This window comes from Pseudomonas sp. MF08875 (assembly GCF_059862525.1).
On record NZ_JCBCUW010000076.1, the window covers coordinates 1 to 16573 of the forward strand.

Here is a 16573-nt window from a genome sequence, read left to right on the forward strand (position 1 = left end):
GTCAGCTGCCGGTAATGCGTAGTCATCTGCGCTTGAATCCTTCGGTGTGAGAGCCTGGATTCTACCGGTGGCTGGCTCTCTGCCTCTCGTTTCAAGCGTTGCGCTTATTCTATGAATTCAGGAGTGACTACTGGCATAGGACGGCATAGAATGTGAATTACAAGTGAGTACAAGTGAGTCATTGTCATCTATGACAGACGCACGATCCTCAGCAACAAAATGACCTTGCCAATGCCGGGTCGAGGAGTTCTCGTGATATTCGAACTGAAAATGTCCCCCAAAAAAACGGAGCACGACCTCGATGCGCCCGTTTTTTACAACATGGAACGTATGCGCATGTCCCTGGACAGCGGCGAGATTCATGTTCCTAAAGGATTAACCAAAGAGGCGCGTCGTCGCTTTGTGCGTGAGCAGCTGTCGAATGTCGCTAACCGTTAGCCTGAGCGTTTATTTTGGTAACCTTTACGACAAATTACCCGAGCGAGACCTCGATCAGATCGACGCCTTCTGGACACATTGTGAAGACCATGGCCTATCCGGCTGGCAAGGCAAGATCAAACCAAGCTGGATTGTGCCAGACCACTACCCAGATGCCGCGATCAGAAGGGCGGATGCCAAAGCCAACAAGTATTGGCATGCGCACATTGGTATCCCCACCTGGAAGCCGTCAAAAAATCCGAATGCCAAATACGAGGTGTCGGACTGGGTTCTGCACTTTACGTACAACGAAAGCGCACGCCATGTGAAGCTGGTGGATTACGGCGATCACGACCCGTTCACATTACCCGCTGCCCATAAATTGGTGTGACGCCCAAACCGCCTGAAGGCGGTTTTTTCATGCCTTAACTCAAGCCGACGATAAGCGTCCAAGCGGCATGGCCATCAAGCAGTTGGCCATCGTGGAAAGCACGGTATCGAGATTCTGATCTGATCTGATCGGCCAGGTCGTGCAAAAGCCCTGCAGTAGCGGGGCTTTTTGTTAGTGGTAAACCACGGTTACTCTTGGCGCACCAATTTGAACTGAGTCAATTTGGCGCCGGGTGGATCGTCACGCGTTAGCGTCAAACCTTCAAGCTTGCCAGCCGGCTTGCCGTTGTAATGAAACACATCGCCTTCAACCTTACCCACTTCCCATGTGGTTTCAAAATAGCGGCCCTGGCGCAGCTCGCCGGTCTTGCTCCCCTCTGGCTCGATGACGTCATAAACGCCTTCGGGATCGTATTGCTCACTCATTTCAGACTCCTGTGATGCGCCTTAATGGCTGCGTGAGCGTACTTCATTTAGACCAAATTGGCTTCGGAGGCCAGCCTGGCCACTGCCAGCCGAGCGCCGGGCCCGCTGGCCGCCACTCGACTGGCAGCGACCTGGGGTTCGGGGAGCAATGGAACAGTAAACGCACTTAAGCCCAGTACCTGCCCGCAAACCAGCGCTCTGTCTGGGGAGTACGATAAAACCACCGTTTTATGAAACCGCTTTAACGAACATCAGGAAGGACCGTAAACATCCGAAAAGCGGTTCGATAAACTCGTTTCGACAATCAGAGTTCTCCAATCAACAGTCACATACGAGTAAAGCGAACTCTAATTCGTGCTTACGTTGGTTTTCGGTTCCATTGCTCCCCAAACCCCGCACTCACGAAGGAAATGATCTGGAAAGCCGCCGACGAACTGGACGCTGACGGCACTAAGCCCACCCTGGCCAACGTGCGCAAGCGCCTGGGTGGCGTCGGCAGCTTTACGACCATTCAGGAGGCCATGAGCGAGTGGAAGAACCGCAAGCAACAAGAGGCCCAACCACTCATCGACCCACCACCGGCTGCCCTGGCCCAGTTGCTTGAGAACTTCGGCGCCGATATCTGGAATCTGGCCCGCGTTGCTGCCGACCAGGCCCTGGACGGGAAACGCCGGGTGATCGAAGAGAATGCCGCGCAGATCCGCGAGCAGGCCGAGGAAGCTATTGCACTGGCTGACAGCATGGATGCAGAACTGAACGAGCTGCGCGCCAAGATCGCCAGCCTGGAGGAAACCGCAGCCCTATACCGGGAGCTACAGGCTAAATACCATGCTCTGGAGGAACGCGCCGAGCTGGAGTTGAAACACCAGAAGGAGCACAGCGCCCAGGAGATCCACCGGGCTGTCACCAGGGCCAACGAAAAGGACTCAGAAGCTATCGAGGCACGCAAGAACGAACGCCAGGCCCTGGACCGCGCAGCACGCGCCGAAGGACAGGTAGAGGCTCTGGAAAAACAGCTTGGCCTGGCTAAGAAGGGCAAGTAACCCACAAGCGAACCATCCCCGACTTAATGAGTTGATCGGTATCAGCACTTCCCCAAGCCCGCGATGCGGGCTTTTTCTTGCCTGCCGGCAGCGGCCAGCCGCTCGCACCGGACAGACTCGGGCAAGCCTCGCTAGTCAGCCACGCGCACCAGGCTCTACGACGATTTGGGGATATTTGGGGAGGGATTACATGGGGGCCAGAAATGGCGAAGCCCGCTGCACGGCAATGCAAAACGGGCTTCTAGTGCTCTGCGAAGGAGCGCATGCCCGCAGTATAACGACGCACCACAGAGCGCTCAATTGCTCAGTTGACATATGCTTGCCATATGCTAGGATTCTCTTAGAGATTGAAGGAGGTTCCGATGCTCAACCGCTGCTTACCTGCGTTGCTTTTGGGGGCCGTGCTCACCACACCGGCTTATAGCGATGATTGCCGGTTGTCGTTCCAGAATGGCGCGACACTCGACCTACCCGTGGCCACCACCGAAGCCGCACAGGCGCAGGGCCTCGCCGGTAGGCCAGATCCAGGGCGAGGCATGCTGTTTCTCTGGACTACGCCGGCAGTGCGATTTGTGTGGATGAAGAACACCCCTGCCCCATTAGACGCGGCTTGGATCGGAGCAGACGGGGTTATCCAGAGCGTACAAGAGCTGGAGCCACACACAACCGCCAAGCATTCATCATTGCGGCCCGCCCTCGGCATTATCGAGGTGCCACGCGGCCAGCTTGCAAACCTGGGCATCGAGCGCGGCAGCACCATCACCGCCTCAACGTGTTTCAACTTGTAGGAGGTTCCCATGCGTACCGTTTCCATTTTCATGAACAGCCGAAACCAGGCGATCCGCATCCCTCGGGATATGGAGTACCAGGGCGTTTCCGAGCTGGAGATTATCCGCGACGGCGAAACGCTGATCCTGCGCCCTGTGCGCCCCTCCTGGGCATCGTTGCGCGACGTGGCGGCCGCAGATCCTGACTTTCTGACCGAGCGAAAGGATGTGATCGAGGAAGACCGTTTCCTGGGTGACTTCACATGAGCAAAAAGACGTACATGCTCGATACGAACATCTGTTCGTTCATCATGCGCGAGCGCCCCGACGCGGTGCTGGCCAAGCTGGAACAGGCAGTCACTAATCAGCACCGGATTGTCGTTTCGGCCATCACCTACTCCGAAATGCGTTTCGGGGCCGCCAACCCCAAGGCATCGCCCAAGGTTGCAGCGATGGTCGATGCCTTCATCCAGCGCCTGGACGCCATCCTGTCCTGGGACGCCGCCGCCGTAGATCAAACAACGCAGATCCGCACCGCCCTCGCCCGCCTGGGTACGCCCATTGGCAACAACGATGCAGCGATAGCCGGCCATGCCCTGGCCGCTGGGTGTGTTCTGGTCACGAACAACACTCGCGAATTTGCTCGCGTTCCTGGCCTAGTCCTTGAGGACTGGACCCAACCCGCCATTACCAAGAGTTGATACGCCATGACCGAACTGGAACAAGCCATCATTGATTGCGCCCAACTGCACCTCACTCAGTTGAAAGGTGCGCTTACCCTGCCCAATGGCCCCGAACGTAGCGACGGCTTTACCTCAGCCTGGTGGCAGCTCACCGGCCTGGCCCAGCTTGCCGAGTTCCACAGCGGGCTTAGCCAGCCCGCCCGCGATCAGTTGCGCGCTATTGACCGTGAGGCCGCCCAGGCCGTCAGCAGCAACCGCGAGCCATCCGGTACCGCACAGTTTGCCGATAGCATCGCTGCCACGCTGGCCGACCCCACCGCCTCGAACTGGCTCAAGCAGAGCCTCAACGAAGCCTTGGCACGGGATAGCGTGGACGCCGCCAATGACGCCTTTGTGCTTTTCGAGCTGCTGGCCCACCGCAGCGAGGAAGGGTTGCGCGCCGATGCGCACGCTGTCGCCGGCATCCCGGAAACGACCATGGCTGTTCGCTTTGCAGACGGTCGCGCCGGCACGCTGGACGTTTCCCAGGCCCGTCACACGATCATCACTGGCGACAACTGACAGGAGGCCCCGGCATGGCAAGGGCGCGTATTCACCTCACCCCAGCGGAAGCGGAGGCCAACGGCTGGCTTTGCTGCCGTGACCTCAAGGCACGCCACCGACTAATGCCGGGGTATAGCACCCGGCCTGCCGGCAGCGTCTGGCAAGGCCGCGGGGCCTACGATGTATACGATCCCGCCGATTGCGTGCCCTGGAAATGGGAGCCGAGCGCGGCGCAGCTTCGGCGGAAGGCCGTGGCCGCCCGTGCCCAGGCGCTGATCGAGGGGGATTGTCTGCTGCTGGACACTGAAACAACGGGCGTGGGTGATGGCGACGAGGTGTGCGAAATCACGATCCTCGACGCGAGCGGCACGCCCCTACTCAACACGCTGATACGCCCTACTCAGCCAATTCCAGCGGAGGCCACAGGGATTCACCGCATCACCAATGACATGGTGGCCACCGCGCCGGCCTGGCCGGAGATCGCAGAGCAATACGGGGGTGTAAGCCGGAACCCCAGAAAATTCCGTCGGAAAAGGTCTGAAGCTAGGTTTCCGGCTGCTTCGTCTATCCGACATGGTTTTACGTATACGCTTTACCCCTGAAAGAGTGCCGTTTTCGTGCTTGGCTCAGCAGCGCCGGAAATCAACTATTTTCCGACAGTCCGCTGGAGTCGAGCCGCGTGTGTTAATTGGCCCCTGTAGAATGCCGAACTCTGCTCAGAACAAGGGAGGGACTAACATGACAATCAGCATCACCGATGAAGAGTGGGACGAATTGTCACCAGAGAACTTCGAGACGGCCACATTACTGCGTGCAGTCGATGCCGTGGACGTACTGCGCTGCGACCTGAACGACAGCGAGCACGGCGGGCCGCCGCAGCTGCGCACTGACCTGTTGAAGCTGCATCAACTGGCGATGGCTGTGTTTAACGAGGGATCACGCAGCCGAGTAGACGAACTGTTCGAGTTAGCCGTCGATCTGGAAGACCAGGTGCACAGCCTGATAACCTCGCTGGAGCAGGTGCAGGAAACCTTGTCCCAGTTGACAACCCTCTACCCCGAAAGCTTGTCCTATGAAGATGGCGACGTGAGCGAGTCCTGATCATGGTCAAGACGACGTCGGTCGAAGGTTTAAGCGATGATGAGCGGGAGCTGCTGATCGAAGCGCTGCGTGCATTGCGTCACCAGCGTGGTAAAGCATGGAATGCCGCTTGCGATGCCGCCTTAGCAGTCAATAAACGCCAACCTTCATTGCGTTCTGCCGGTATCGACGACATCCAGCGCCTGGCGCGACGCCTCGGCGGACGTGCAACCCACTGGTCAGAGGAGTGAATCGTGTTCTGCCACCTAGCTGGTTATAGGGGGTTGAAGTCCAACGGAACGCTAACGTACGTTCCCGTTCCGTTGGACTTCAAACCCCTAACGCAGCGGACTTAGCTTTTCGCCCAGTCGTACACGGGCTGTTCGTACACCAGCAATTCGCCGCGCTCGGCGATCAGCTCTTCACCGGCCTTGATGCAATTTTCTTTCAGCTCGTCCAGCGTGACCCCATAGAACTCAGCCACGGTGGCGCCTCGGCGAGCCGGTGTTTCCCCACCATCGCGCAGGTTGAGAAACATCATGTGATGACGTGGCAGGCCTTCAAACGGGTTCTTCGGTGTGGTCATATCGTTCTCGCTCGTGGTGGGGGTTCATTTGTCGTTATGGGTAACGCGGCGTCACTCCTTCGGCACCCACTCGCCGTCGACATACTCGCCCTCGGGGTCTGCGGCCTTCGGCTTGTGCTGGCCGAGATAGAACAGCGTGCAAGGATCTCGGTCGCTGGTTATGCCTGGCACTATCTGCAACAGCTCATATCCCGCCTCGATCAGCTCATTGGCTTGAATAAAATCGCTCACTTCCTTGATTTTTCCGATATGCGCAAAGCTCATGACTATTCCTTAGATTGCCGTATTGAAGTAGCCAGCGTAGCGCATCATCCATCCCGGCAGGGGTGCCCTTTTTTCGTAAGATTGGCCGGAAAAGTTTTCCCGATTAGGTGCAAAGTTTTTCCGGTACCGGCGTTATGGGTAACGCGAACTTACTCCGGCGCGACGCCGTCCCACTTGGTCACCGCCGCATCGATCTCGGCATCCAGCGCCCGAAAGGTCGCCTCATCAATCAACCCCTCGCACTGCAAGGCGTCGATCCAGCCACGGGCAATGCCGATGTCTTCCCGCCACGCCTCAAGGGCTCAAGGGGTTGGGGCCTATCCAACTAGGTTGACGGAATTTTCTGGGGTTCCGGCTTACACCCCCAGGACAGATCACAACTTTTTCGGAAGAGCTGTAACGACGCTTGATGTAAGCCTCTGCACCGCGTTTACCTTTCGCTTCAAAAGAATCAATGTTTTGCCCACCGAAGTAAGCATGGAAAAGAGTGACAGGTACTGGTTTGCCCATGATTGATTCCCCTACAAGGTTTACCTGGAGCGGTAGCCGCCGCTCGTTTCAGGTATCAGCGCCGGTGCGATGCTGGTGTTCATATTCTATCAACCCAACAGAGTTATGTCACCACTAGTCATTACAATAAATGCACAATTTTCGACTTATTTTCAAACGGCCTCATGCGAGGCCACCACTAAAAACGCCCGGGCCATTGTCGAAACACACTTGTGCATCTACCACTCCCCGACGCCCGCTTTAGATCTAGGAAATAGGCTTTATCAAAGCCGGCGCCAAGATATGACGGTCGAGTGGTACATCTTTCCGCCACTTCATACCGTCTCCCTCTACCCATTCAGTAAGTATTTCTGCGGTGAGTTGTTCGCCATTGCTGAGAAGAACCATAACCTCAGCCATAGCCTGGTGATAACCACGGCGATATGTACCTTCCTTTTGAACATCAGTGGGCCCCAGGTCAGCCCACGGACCTAAACCGTTACCAGCAATAAATCTCTCAATATCAAAACTCATAAACGCCTCATTAATGTCAGTGATTTTGTCGAACTTCATAAACCATAACCACCGTACAAGTCTCATAGCAAGGGTTTAGGATCTGGTCGGAAATCTTTAAATCAATGCCTTCACCGAAGGCACATGGCAGCATTCGCGTTTCTGATCCGTAAAATGAGCCTGCGCGCACACGCGCCCGGTTGAGGCGCAGGGCGGCTTGCCGTCCTGGGGCGATTTATCCGGGTCTTAGCGCCCGAAGGGTGGCCGGAGGCCAGGGCAGGGCAGCTTTATCGCCCTGGGCCGCTTAGACAGGCTGTTACGCGGTAGTCGGGTTTGTTTCCAGGCAGCGGGTGCAGGGGCCGCAGGCCTCTGCCGGGGTTTGGGGCGAGTAGCCCCATGCTCTTTACCGTGCCGTGCCGTAGGCACGACTTTGCACGGGCGCTATCTGAGAGGTGGTACACCTCGTAAAGCCCTGTTTTTTACCCGTAGGGGGAAACTGAAGGGGGTATAAAATTCCATTTATTTTAAAGCCCCGGCCGGTGACCTCGACGGGCTCCAGAACACGAGCCAGAAATGCCGGCGACACCGGCGAATCAGTGGCTTTTTCGAGAGATGGCCAGCTGTCCCTGGGACACGCACAAATCGCAGGCGTGAAGCGGCCTCCGCGTGAGCGGATACAGAAAAAAGGGAAGGAAGGGTAGTGTTTGGAAGCTTAGCCTGACGCCTTGACAGCGACGTTGGCCAACAGCTTGCTCAACCTGTCAGTAACCTGGTTACCAGTCACCGCCTGCGGCTTCGATGGTCCACCGTCTGGCGATTGGCTCTGGCCCACTGATGCCGGCCTGTCGTCTGATTCGCGGCTTTCTTTGGCACGCCAACGATTACGGGACACTTCACGACGCAGCAGTTCCTTCGAATGGCGCTCCATGTCGTCGAGACGACGCTGGCCAATCACATTCAATTGAACCTGGCGACGTTTGCGCGCGGAGTTCTGCACCCGCTCAAACACATGCAGTAACCCAAGGTCTTTCCAGAAGAGTTTGGTGAAGCGGATAAGCACGCGTGTACGCACCAGGTGCAAGCCGTTCTCGTCCTTTTCATCCAGGCGCACACGCTCGATGCGTCGGTACACATACCCGGCCGCGTCGAAGGTCTGAAATAGCCGGCAAAGCACCGGTGCTGAAATAGGCGAGTCCTCAGCAATACGACGCTGGGTATTGAGGACATAGCGTCCATTGTCTTCATCGAGGTAGCCCAGGACGCCGGTGGCCAGATCCAGACGAATCAGCATCTGCTCGGCTGACTTCTCGATCGCTACGAACTTCTCGATACGGGTACGGCGATCGCCATTCACACGGTCTAAACGACGCAGATAGCGGCCACGGTACTGGACCATATTACTCAGCCGCTCAAAGGCAGAACGAATCAGGGGGTTTTTCAGCTGCTGTTCAGTGAGGTGTCGCGGTGCCGCATAAGACGCCGGCATAGGCCGGGCAGCTCGTCGCAATGCAGAGTGGGGATTAGAAGGGTCAAGTCGAACGACTTTTAGCTTTGCCATCAAGACTCCCTCCAGCGGTAGCAGTTACCGTTCAGGGGAGGAGCCATGACTACTGTGATTTGCGATCTGTTGCCGTATGGGGCGTGCACAGCCGCTGCAAATTCGAATTCCATTTTAATACGCCGTTTGGCGGCAAGCTAATTATGTTGACATTCTGCGACTTGCAAGAAACCGCAGTACGCGCCATAATCGGCTTACCGTTTGTTGTTGTTGAACAGGTCATCCCCGTCGAAAAGAGAAAGACCTGTTCAGAATTTTCCAAAAAGCCCGGTTACCAGCCGGGCTTTTTGGTTTCTGCGATTCGGTATCTACACGTTAAAACTCTCTGTGAATGGTACGTAAGTGCTTAATGTTGTTCTTCTTTCTTCTTTGACGCCTCATCTTTAAGCTCAAGGCGGAACTGTGGGTGCTCTACACCCTCGTCCACCTCATTGAGATATCTCAAAACCGCCTCGCGTATGGTTTTTGACACCGTAGTACCCTCCGCACGCATCGCGGCATCAAATCTCCTTTTGGTTTGCTCTTCTAGCTTGAAGGTGACAACGGAAATTTTCTGGTCGGAAAACATAATAAGATTCCAAGGTAATACGGTAAGACTCTCGCTGCCAGATTAGAAGTTATACGGTATTACGTCAAGCTTGGCCCAGATGGTAAACCTTTGCCAGATAAGGACTTAGAGCGATACGGCGACGGCCGCTCCTCTGAACACGCTATTGCTCACCACGCTTAAGTGTCGGCAGAACAGGCATTTACGCTGCTGTTCCGCCTGACAAAGCAGTTAACGGTAGGGGTCAAAACGGCAAATCATCGTCAAAATTATCGTAGTCCTGATCCGGTTCTGACTGTGGTGAAGACTGTGGCTCCTGGGTATTGGTCGGCTGCGGCCGGGGAGCCTGGCGAGGCACGTTGTCGTCCGGGCCCGCTTGAGAGGCCTGTCGATCGCCCTGTGGACGCCCGCCCAAAAGCTGCATCGTCCCGCGCATGTCCACATGTATCTCCGTGGCGTAGCGCTTGATCCCGTCCTTTTCCCACTCTCGGGTCTGCAACTTGCCCTCAATGTAAACCTGAGTGCCTTTACGCACGTATTGCCCAGCGATTTCCGCCACCTTGTCAAACAGCACCACGCGGTGCCATTCGGTCTTTTCAACCTTTTGACCAGTCTGCTTGTCGGTCCATTGTTCGCTGGTGGCCAGGCTCAGATTGATTACCGCCTTACCGGTGGGGGTGTACCGCAACTCCGGGTCTTGCCCGCATGTGCCAACCAAAATCACTTTATTTACGCCGCGTGCCATGGTGTTTCTCCTCGTTACTTGGGTTTGAAAATCAAGGTGCAAGTTTTTCTCGGTACCACTAGATGTGGTGCCTTGATCAGCTGCCGGCGACACAACATGTAGTGTCATGGCCCGCTCAAAGCCCACTCGATGACGCCCGTTAATTCATTTCGTCTTCATAGATCGGGGGTTGCAGGTCGTTTCTATGTGGCCTCGGCGCTGCAGCTCTAGGCGCTGCAGCTTGGGCATTCGGGACATTGGCCGGTCGGATGTGCTGCGCCTGGTAGTCCTCCAGACGCTTGCTGCCCACCGTTAACGCCTGTGCGGTACGCGACTGCGCCTGATAACCACGGCCGCGCTTGGGGACATGCTGCAATGCGGTGTTCCATAACAACGAGCTGCGCACCGCTGCCCCTGGACGCCGACGCCAAATGGCTTGCCATTCCTCGTCCAAGTCATTCAAGGCCACCAGCAACGGATCAGTCAGCACCAGGCTTTCCAGGTCGCTGCGACCAGGCTTCATCGCCACATGGTGCAAAATCCGTTGCACTCGATCCGCACGCGGATAGCTGCGCCGGACCCTGGCAGGCGCACCGGCCAACAAGGTCTCCAGCCCTGGCGGGGCGACCTCGATAAAGCGGTTGATATGGATGGCTTCCTTGGAAAGCTTGTCGACATCATCGACATACATGGAACTGCCGCGAATCACATTCCCTTTGTAGAGGGTGATGTTTTCACCCTCCTGCAGCTGCTGGACTTCCTCGACACTGACCTTTTTGTCCTTGCTCATGGTCAAGGTGTCGGAGTCTTCCCAGTTGGAACTCAACATGCCCGGTTGACGCACCAAGCCGGACATTTGAGGCACATACTCGTCACCCGCCATCAACTGCAGGATCTCCAGCGTGTCTTTGGGGTCCATGATTTTCCCGGTGATCCGGGTGCCCATGTTGGCAATCAACGTCCAGACTTTATCGCCGGCAGCGGATTTGAGGCGCTGCGCCTCCTGGCTCGCCAACAGCAAGCAAATACCAATGGACCGCACTTGCGTCGCCAACTCGCCTATTTTGTCGGTGTAGTAGGCCCCTACCTCATCCAAGATCCACAAGAACGGGAAGCGGTCCTTGTACTTGCGAATCACCAGAATATCTTCGGGCTTACCCTCCAGCTTCTCACCCAGATCCTGGCTCAGGATCATGGCCGCCTGCGACACGTACAAACGGCCAAGGGTCGCCGCCTCGGTCGAGGAAATTTCCAGAGCTGGAATCAAGACCTGCAGGATGCGGTCGTTATGCACCACGTCCTTGAGGTCGATATCGCCGGCATCAAGGGCAAACACATGGCCGTAGGTGTCGTTAAACAAGGCCAGCATGCGAGTGAATTGCTGGATCAAATACCCGTGCTGATTCAGTGCCTCCGGGGCCCATTCAGAAGGGGAGTCCACCTTGGCCAAGTCAAACCCGGCCAGAGTGCCCAGGTAGTTTTCCAGCGGTAACCGGGCCTCTTCATGCCATTGTTGCTCCACTGCCTGGATATAGAGCTTGGCGATCGCGCGCAGCGGTAAATGTGCCTGAATCGTGCGCTGAGACATGACCGTCCCTTCACGCCGGCACTTGTACACCAGGCCAAACACCAGGGCTTGGATCATGGCCCGGGCTTTCTCCTGCCAGCCACCATCGTTGCCGGCCGGGGGCAACATCGAATCCATCAGGTTGATGATGTAGGTTTCCTGGGCGATACCAAACGCATTGATGGTGTTGGTCTGCCCTCGGCTTTTATTGCCTTCAAGCAGATCCTGTGCCCGGGATTTACCACCCGTGATGAAACTCATTGTCCGAACGTCATCCTCCCGGCCATAGCGCCGTGCCAGGGAGGTAATGGCGGCGGATACATCGTTTTGGGCCTTGCCGTCAGAATAAATTAGCCCTTTCCCGTAGCTGAGCTGGCCAACGACATACCCCAAAAGTGCCTCAGTTTTGCCGGCGCCGGTCGTGCCGAACATCAAAATATGGCGCGTCATGTCATCCATGGAGAGCCACAGCTCACGCCCGGCATCCCGGGCCCGCAAATAGCCCATATACAAGATGCCAGCAGCCTTGCTCATGGAGGTGCGCATGACCGTCACCGGCAAAAACCCCAGTAACTTGCCCGGTACCTGGCGTTGCGTCGAAGGATCGAAGCGGTCCATGTCCGAAGGCATCCGCATAGGCATCTGCCAGGGTTCCAGCAGCATCGAGGGGGCCCAGAAAATCATGATGGGCAAGCTCAACCACAGGCTGGCCGGATACACGATGCCACCCACCACGGACCCGACCAGTCCCAACGCGAGACTTCCGGGCCCCATCATCCACTCGCCCAATGCCGAGTGGTAAATCCGGCGGTTTAGGCGCGTACGCTCGACGGCGTAGTCATTGGCTCGCATCCGATACCTCCTGGCCCTTCTGCGCCGGTTGTTCGTCCAGGAAGGCTTGCAGTTTCAGCGGGTCGCGCAAAAGCGCCTGCGACACGTAACGGCCATCGTCGCTAATCACCCAAGGCGTGCCAGGAATTAGATAGGCCTGATAGGCCACCTGATTGATTCCCAGAGCCTTGAGGGCTACATCGCATTCACCAGGTTGCGCCGCTTTTGAATCCGCCCCTTCCGACGCCTGCTTTTCCGATTGTTTGCCCAGGTTCAGCCCATCAGGGGCCGAATCAAACAACGCGTCCCAGGCCGCTTTGCGCTGTTCAGGTGGCAGGCACAGCACTGGCGTAATGGCCGCAATCGACTTTTCCTTACCGATCACCGGTACCGGAAACACCACCACGTTGAAGGCGTCAGAGATGGCATTCAATGCTGGTTCCAGACGCTTACAGTTGGGGCAACTGGGATCAGCGAAGACGTACAGCGTCCGGGCGTGGCCGCTGGAGTAGTCCACGGTAAACAGCTTGCGCTCTGCCGCGTTGTGCAGCTTGCTCGGAAGCGTGGCCCGGATCGCCTGTGGCAAGGCCCAGCCGTCATCTGGCACCTCACTTGAGGCTGTCGGGCTTGGCGCTGGCTCTATCGGCCGTACCGCAGCTGCGCTTGGAGCGCTGAGGACCGGGAGGGGAGTCAAGGGTTTAGGTGCGCTGAGTACCGGACTGGTGACTGCCAGGCCAACCGGCGTTGAGATTGGCTGTATGTCCTCTGCCTTAACCCAAAAATAGCCGAAGGTGAGTGCGGCTACAGCTAGCACCACGCCGGTCACTTTGAGTATGTCCTTTAGGGTGGAATGGTGTAACTGCACGGTGACCAGCTGGTTGAGTAGGTCCTGCGCCTCATCGTTATTAAGGGTTTCGAGTGAGAATTCAAACCCCTGAGCAGCACGGCAAACCACATTGCCATTGTTCAAATAAAAGGAGGGCTTTTGGCGTAGGTCCAAGGTACAGAGCGTGCGGCTGACGCTATCTACTGTCTGAGTGATGACAAGGTGATTAGCTTTGATAAGCACCGAAAACGGCGCGTGCAGGGATGCCGAGGCCATGGGGTTTCCTCTAGTCGAAATAGGTAGGGATGGAGCGTCAGAACAGTGCGGGGAGGTACACAGATAATTCAGCAGCTATTAGCCTGGCTCGTTGGCCACCGTTTCCTGCACGGCATAAATCGCCGTCATAACGGGAACATCAGAAACCTCTCGACGTTTGGCCGTGATGACTTCGCGCGGGTAAACCAGGCCGATGCTTTCCAGCTCAATCTGCAAGCCTTCGATGGCTTGCGTGACCATCAATCCGGGACGTGGCAAACCCTTCTTTTGGGCATGAACCTCTGCCCGCGCTTGAGCCTGCACACCGGCGCCCTCAACAAACACCTTCGCGGTGTCCGCGCTATGCAGGGCATACCACAACGTGCGGTCGACGCCTTTGAGCCAGCGGAACCGCGCAGGCGGTAAGCGAAGATCGCGCCCGTACAAGCCGACTAATGCAGTTCGCACCGATATATGGCTTTCCAACCACTCACTGACGCCTGGAGCCTGTTTTAGGCGCTCAAAGCCCTTATCAGCCAATCGGTAGAGCGGCGTCACCGAGTAGCGTTTGCGGCGCAACAAACCACTGACCATACAAGAGCGGTTCAGGTCATCAAGCAATCGAGTTGCCGCTTTGCGATCATCGAGAAACACCTGCTGACCAAACACGGCCAACAAGGCCCGCTCATAAGGTGTCCAGTCCGAAAGACCGTTATGAACACCGCCGATCTGAGCTTCAAACGCCGAACGCGATGCCTCCAGATCCAGCACTTTGCGCTGCACCAGGTTGTACCGATCGGCAAACTCTTCGGGCTTGAGCGCCCAGGCATTAGCGGCCGAGGTGTCATTCATCAAACCATCAGGCCCTGATGCGGCCAAGACTGGTATCACTGAGGGGGCAAACGCACTCACCAGTCCAGGCAGAGTGTGGATGTTCACCATCCGTTTACTGCGAAACGGCAGCGCCGGGTGTTGCGCCAATCCCATCGCACTCATCACCACTAGCGGTACGAGGAATAGCATGAAGATCCCGCTGGTTTGGTTCATCACGTCGATCCATTCGTTCAACGTAATGTCCTTGGCGTTATTGGCTACCTCAGCCAGAAGGTTGATCTTGCCCCCGGCCCAGGTATGAAGTGGCCCGAAGTCCACTATTTTCCATAACCAATAAAGCGTCCAGGTAGTCCAGTACACGAACGAATCGAAAAATAGCCAGCACAGCAGTACAGCGGCACAAAACGCTAGAAACACATACGCTTGTTCGCCCTCCCACGCGCTTTGTTGAGGTCGATTTTGCATTGGGATTTCCTACGAAGATTAAAACCAACTAACCGGAATGGCCATTAATGGCCCACAAACAATCACACCGCCCGAATGGGCAGTGTGGGAGGGTAAAACGAGAAAGGGGATCTATTGCTTCACGCCAGGCGTGGGATTTGAATCTTGAAATCGCTTTCCAATTTTTCGATCTGGTCGCGCACGTGCTGCGCAAACGGCTTAGCTACGTTGGTTTTTTGGTATTCCATAGCCCCCAAGGTATCGAACCAGCGCTGTGCCCAAGGAGTAGCGATTTCAATACGCGGCAGGTCAGGGAACTTGGTATTTAGACGAAACATGTTCCCTTCAACTTCGCGGTTGGTCCAGTCATCCATGGTCAAGCCCACTACGTCCACCTGTCCTTTACGGATTCTATGAACATACAAAATCGTTCCATTTTTCTTGTCGATCCCCAGGTACTTGCCCTCACCTTGGCGATACATTTCGTAGCCAATTTCAGGGGCGTAGTACGCAGAATCACGAAGATACGCCGTGATTTTTTTGAGTAAGCGATTCCGGCTCCATACGCCATATGCAAATGTCCCAATTGATACAATTATTACGGCCCAGATAATAACAGTACCCAATGCGTCATCTGCGACTCGCCCCATGGACTTGCCTGATGTCACCATGAAAAACATTACTACGCCTATGAACAGTAAAAATGGGAATGCAAAAAACATATAGAGACTTTTTACGATCCCAACCCATCCCTCTTTGGCGGTTTTCAATCGTTGCACCATGACCTTACCCTCATGATTGAGAAGAATTTCATCCTGTTGAATCGGCTAAACACTCAAGCGCAAACTGAACCCGATAATCGGCCACCCTATACAGCGGCTCAGACTCATCACGCAGGTAATTTCGAAAGCCTGTCCACGACATACCAAGCAGCTGGGCCGCCTTGCGTTGACTAATCCCGGCCTTATCGATCAGCTCGCGTAGATAACGCGGATCTGGATTGTGATTGCAAGCATCAGGCTTCATCAAACAAGATTCCTGCTGTCATAGCACCTTAACCATGAATACAGCGTAGCGGATAACACTGTTACCCAGTCCGCCGTTTATCGGACAGCAGAAACTTGTTTGTAACTGATCATTGAATACCGTCCCCTCCACCTCCACCGCCAGGATTGCGCCTAGGCTGGCTTCGCATACCCGGCATGCGCTGTGCCCCACCGCCTGCAGCACCGAACATACCCTTCATGTTATCAACCATACCGCCCATCACATTGGCCCCTTCACGACCGCCCAGGAACGAAATCACATAGTCAGCAAGGGACGCTTGCAGACCAAAGATCCGAGTGACACCAAAGGTCGCGATACGGGCGTAGATCATCAACCAGCCAATCATCTTGAACAGCCCAACAATGGAGTCCGCATTGGCATTAGCCAGTGCAGAGGCGAACAGCAGATTAAGGATTGTGCCCCCAGCCATAACGGCCACGGCCGCAAAGAAGAAACCCAGCACCATCAGTGCCGGTCGCAACATCATGTCGATCAAGAAGATATAGCCGTAGGCACTCCGACTACCTTTGTCTTCCTCCGCCCCCAAGTGCGTTGCAGCCCACATTGGACCAGCGGCACAACCCACCAAGACACTGACAATCCAGTTAAATACCCCCCTGAATTCAACACATAAGTGCAACGCTCACCCCTGTATGCACTTCGTACGGCGTCTTCCAGCCCAAGCGCTTGCGCGGGCGTAGATTGATCCTCGCTACTGTCCGATTGACGGCTTCGACGG

23 protein-coding genes and 1 pseudogene are annotated in these 16573 nt (G+C 56.0%); 10 read left to right on the forward strand and 14 right to left on the reverse strand.

The window, feature by feature from the left end; genetic code table 11:
* Positions 1–252: 252 nt before the first annotated feature.
* Together AC19YT_RS26715 and AC19YT_RS26720 are read left to right on the forward strand one after the other, a co-directional pair.
* On the forward strand, positions 253–438 hold the full coding sequence (locus AC19YT_RS26715; RefSeq protein WP_048402749.1) for a hypothetical protein: 186 nt from the start codon (positions 253–255) through the stop codon (positions 436–438).
* A complete protein-coding gene (locus AC19YT_RS26720) occupies positions 422–808 on the forward strand; it encodes a hypothetical protein (RefSeq protein ID WP_048402751.1) in 387 nt (128 codons plus the stop codon). Before AC19YT_RS26715 ends, AC19YT_RS26720 begins: the two co-directional genes overlap by 17 nt.
* Before the next feature lie 188 nt (positions 809–996).
* On the opposite strand, the gene AC19YT_RS26725 is transcribed toward AC19YT_RS26720, so the two are convergent.
* The gene (locus AC19YT_RS26725) at positions 997–1233 is read right to left on the reverse strand and encodes a hypothetical protein (RefSeq protein ID WP_048402754.1); all 237 of its coding nucleotides are present in this window, start codon (positions 1231–1233) and stop codon (positions 997–999) included.
* A gap of 410 nt (positions 1234–1643) precedes the next feature.
* On the opposite strand from AC19YT_RS26725, the gene AC19YT_RS26730 reads away from it, so the two are divergent.
* The 8 genes from AC19YT_RS26730 (at position 1644) to AC19YT_RS26765 (ending at position 5600) form a co-directional block, all read left to right on the forward strand.
* A complete protein-coding gene (locus tag AC19YT_RS26730) occupies positions 1644–2276 on the forward strand; it encodes a DNA-binding protein (RefSeq protein WP_048402755.1) in 633 nt (210 codons plus the stop codon).
* 362 nt (positions 2277–2638) lie between these two features.
* Positions 2639–3064 carry a DUF192 domain-containing protein gene (locus tag AC19YT_RS26735; protein WP_015272397.1) on the forward strand — a complete coding sequence of 142 codons (426 nt, stop codon included), beginning with the start codon at positions 2639–2641 and terminating at the stop codon, positions 3062–3064.
* Between the two features lie 9 nt (positions 3065–3073).
* On the forward strand, positions 3074–3310 hold the full coding sequence (gene vapB, locus AC19YT_RS26740; RefSeq protein ID WP_012477631.1) for a type II toxin-antitoxin system VapB family antitoxin: 237 nt from the start codon (positions 3074–3076) through the stop codon (positions 3308–3310).
* Entirely contained in the window at positions 3307–3744 is a 438-nt protein-coding gene (locus AC19YT_RS26745) for a type II toxin-antitoxin system VapC family toxin (protein WP_012477632.1), read from the forward strand. The genes vapB and AC19YT_RS26745 overlap by 4 nt, the downstream gene beginning before the upstream one ends.
* A gap of 6 nt (positions 3745–3750) precedes the next feature.
* Positions 3751–4287, forward strand: a complete 537-nt coding sequence (locus tag AC19YT_RS26750; protein WP_053221386.1) for a hypothetical protein — start codon at positions 3751–3753, stop codon at positions 4285–4287.
* 14 nt (positions 4288–4301) lie between these two features.
* The gene (locus tag AC19YT_RS26755) at positions 4302–4871 is read left to right on the forward strand and encodes a 3'-5' exonuclease (RefSeq protein WP_082149451.1); all 570 of its coding nucleotides are present in this window, start codon (positions 4302–4304) and stop codon (positions 4869–4871) included.
* A 136-nt stretch (positions 4872–5007) separates the two neighbouring features.
* Positions 5008–5370, forward strand: coding sequence for a hypothetical protein (locus AC19YT_RS26760; protein ID WP_048402760.1), 363 nt, complete (start codon positions 5008–5010; stop codon positions 5368–5370).
* A gap of 2 nt (positions 5371–5372) precedes the next feature.
* Positions 5373–5600 (forward strand): hypothetical protein, encoded by a 228-nt coding sequence (locus tag AC19YT_RS26765; protein WP_048402762.1) that lies wholly within the window; start codon positions 5373–5375, stop codon positions 5598–5600.
* A gap of 101 nt (positions 5601–5701) precedes the next feature.
* Here AC19YT_RS26765 and AC19YT_RS26770 read toward each other — a convergent pair whose 3' ends face one another.
* The 13 genes and pseudogenes from AC19YT_RS26770 to AC19YT_RS26830 form a co-directional block, all read right to left on the reverse strand.
* On the reverse strand, positions 5702–5935 hold the full coding sequence (locus AC19YT_RS26770) for a hypothetical protein (protein ID WP_048402763.1): 234 nt from the start codon (positions 5933–5935) through the stop codon (positions 5702–5704).
* A 51-nt stretch (positions 5936–5986) separates the two neighbouring features.
* Positions 5987–6199, reverse strand: a complete 213-nt coding sequence (locus AC19YT_RS26775; protein ID WP_024126000.1) for a hypothetical protein — start codon at positions 6197–6199, stop codon at positions 5987–5989.
* 756 nt (positions 6200–6955) lie between these two features.
* A complete protein-coding gene (locus AC19YT_RS26780; RefSeq protein WP_169906933.1) occupies positions 6956–7261 on the reverse strand; it encodes a hypothetical protein in 306 nt (101 codons plus the stop codon).
* 652 nt (positions 7262–7913) lie between these two features.
* Entirely contained in the window at positions 7914–8687 is a 774-nt protein-coding gene (locus AC19YT_RS26785; protein ID WP_048402766.1) for a hypothetical protein, read from the reverse strand.
* 418 nt (positions 8688–9105) lie between these two features.
* Positions 9106–9327 (reverse strand): ribbon-helix-helix protein, CopG family, encoded by a 222-nt coding sequence (locus AC19YT_RS26790; protein WP_048402768.1) that lies wholly within the window; start codon positions 9325–9327, stop codon positions 9106–9108.
* A gap of 223 nt (positions 9328–9550) precedes the next feature.
* A complete protein-coding gene (gene ssb / locus AC19YT_RS26795) occupies positions 9551–10051 on the reverse strand; it encodes a single-stranded DNA-binding protein (protein WP_048402770.1) in 501 nt (166 codons plus the stop codon).
* A gap of 139 nt (positions 10052–10190) precedes the next feature.
* Positions 10191–12449 carry an F-type conjugative transfer protein TrbC gene (gene trbC / locus AC19YT_RS26800; protein WP_048402772.1) on the reverse strand — a complete coding sequence of 753 codons (2259 nt, stop codon included), beginning with the start codon at positions 12447–12449 and terminating at the stop codon, positions 10191–10193.
* Positions 12436–13530 carry a thioredoxin fold domain-containing protein gene (locus AC19YT_RS26805; RefSeq protein ID WP_048402774.1) on the reverse strand — a complete coding sequence of 365 codons (1095 nt, stop codon included), beginning with the start codon at positions 13528–13530 and terminating at the stop codon, positions 12436–12438. Before AC19YT_RS26805 ends, trbC begins: the two co-directional genes overlap by 14 nt.
* Positions 13531–13608: 78 nt before the next feature.
* Complete coding sequence (locus AC19YT_RS26810; protein WP_048402776.1) at positions 13609–14808, reverse strand: secretion/conjugation apparatus DotM-related subunit; 1200 nt, start codon at positions 14806–14808, stop codon at positions 13609–13611.
* A gap of 119 nt (positions 14809–14927) precedes the next feature.
* Positions 14928–15569 carry a plasmid IncI1-type surface exclusion protein ExcA gene (excA, locus tag AC19YT_RS26815; protein WP_048402778.1) on the reverse strand — a complete coding sequence of 214 codons (642 nt, stop codon included), beginning with the start codon at positions 15567–15569 and terminating at the stop codon, positions 14928–14930.
* Between the two features lie 28 nt (positions 15570–15597).
* On the reverse strand, positions 15598–15813 hold the full coding sequence (locus tag AC19YT_RS26820) for a helix-turn-helix domain-containing protein (protein ID WP_019719043.1): 216 nt from the start codon (positions 15811–15813) through the stop codon (positions 15598–15600).
* 109 nt (positions 15814–15922) lie between these two features.
* Positions 15923–16474, reverse strand: coding sequence for a DotA/TraY family protein (locus AC19YT_RS26825; protein ID WP_500611305.1), 552 nt, complete (start codon positions 16472–16474; stop codon positions 15923–15925).
* Positions 16458–16573, reverse strand: a pseudogene (locus AC19YT_RS26830) (IS30 family transposase); the annotation flags it as partial. The gene AC19YT_RS26825 and the pseudogene AC19YT_RS26830, both read right to left, overlap by 17 nt.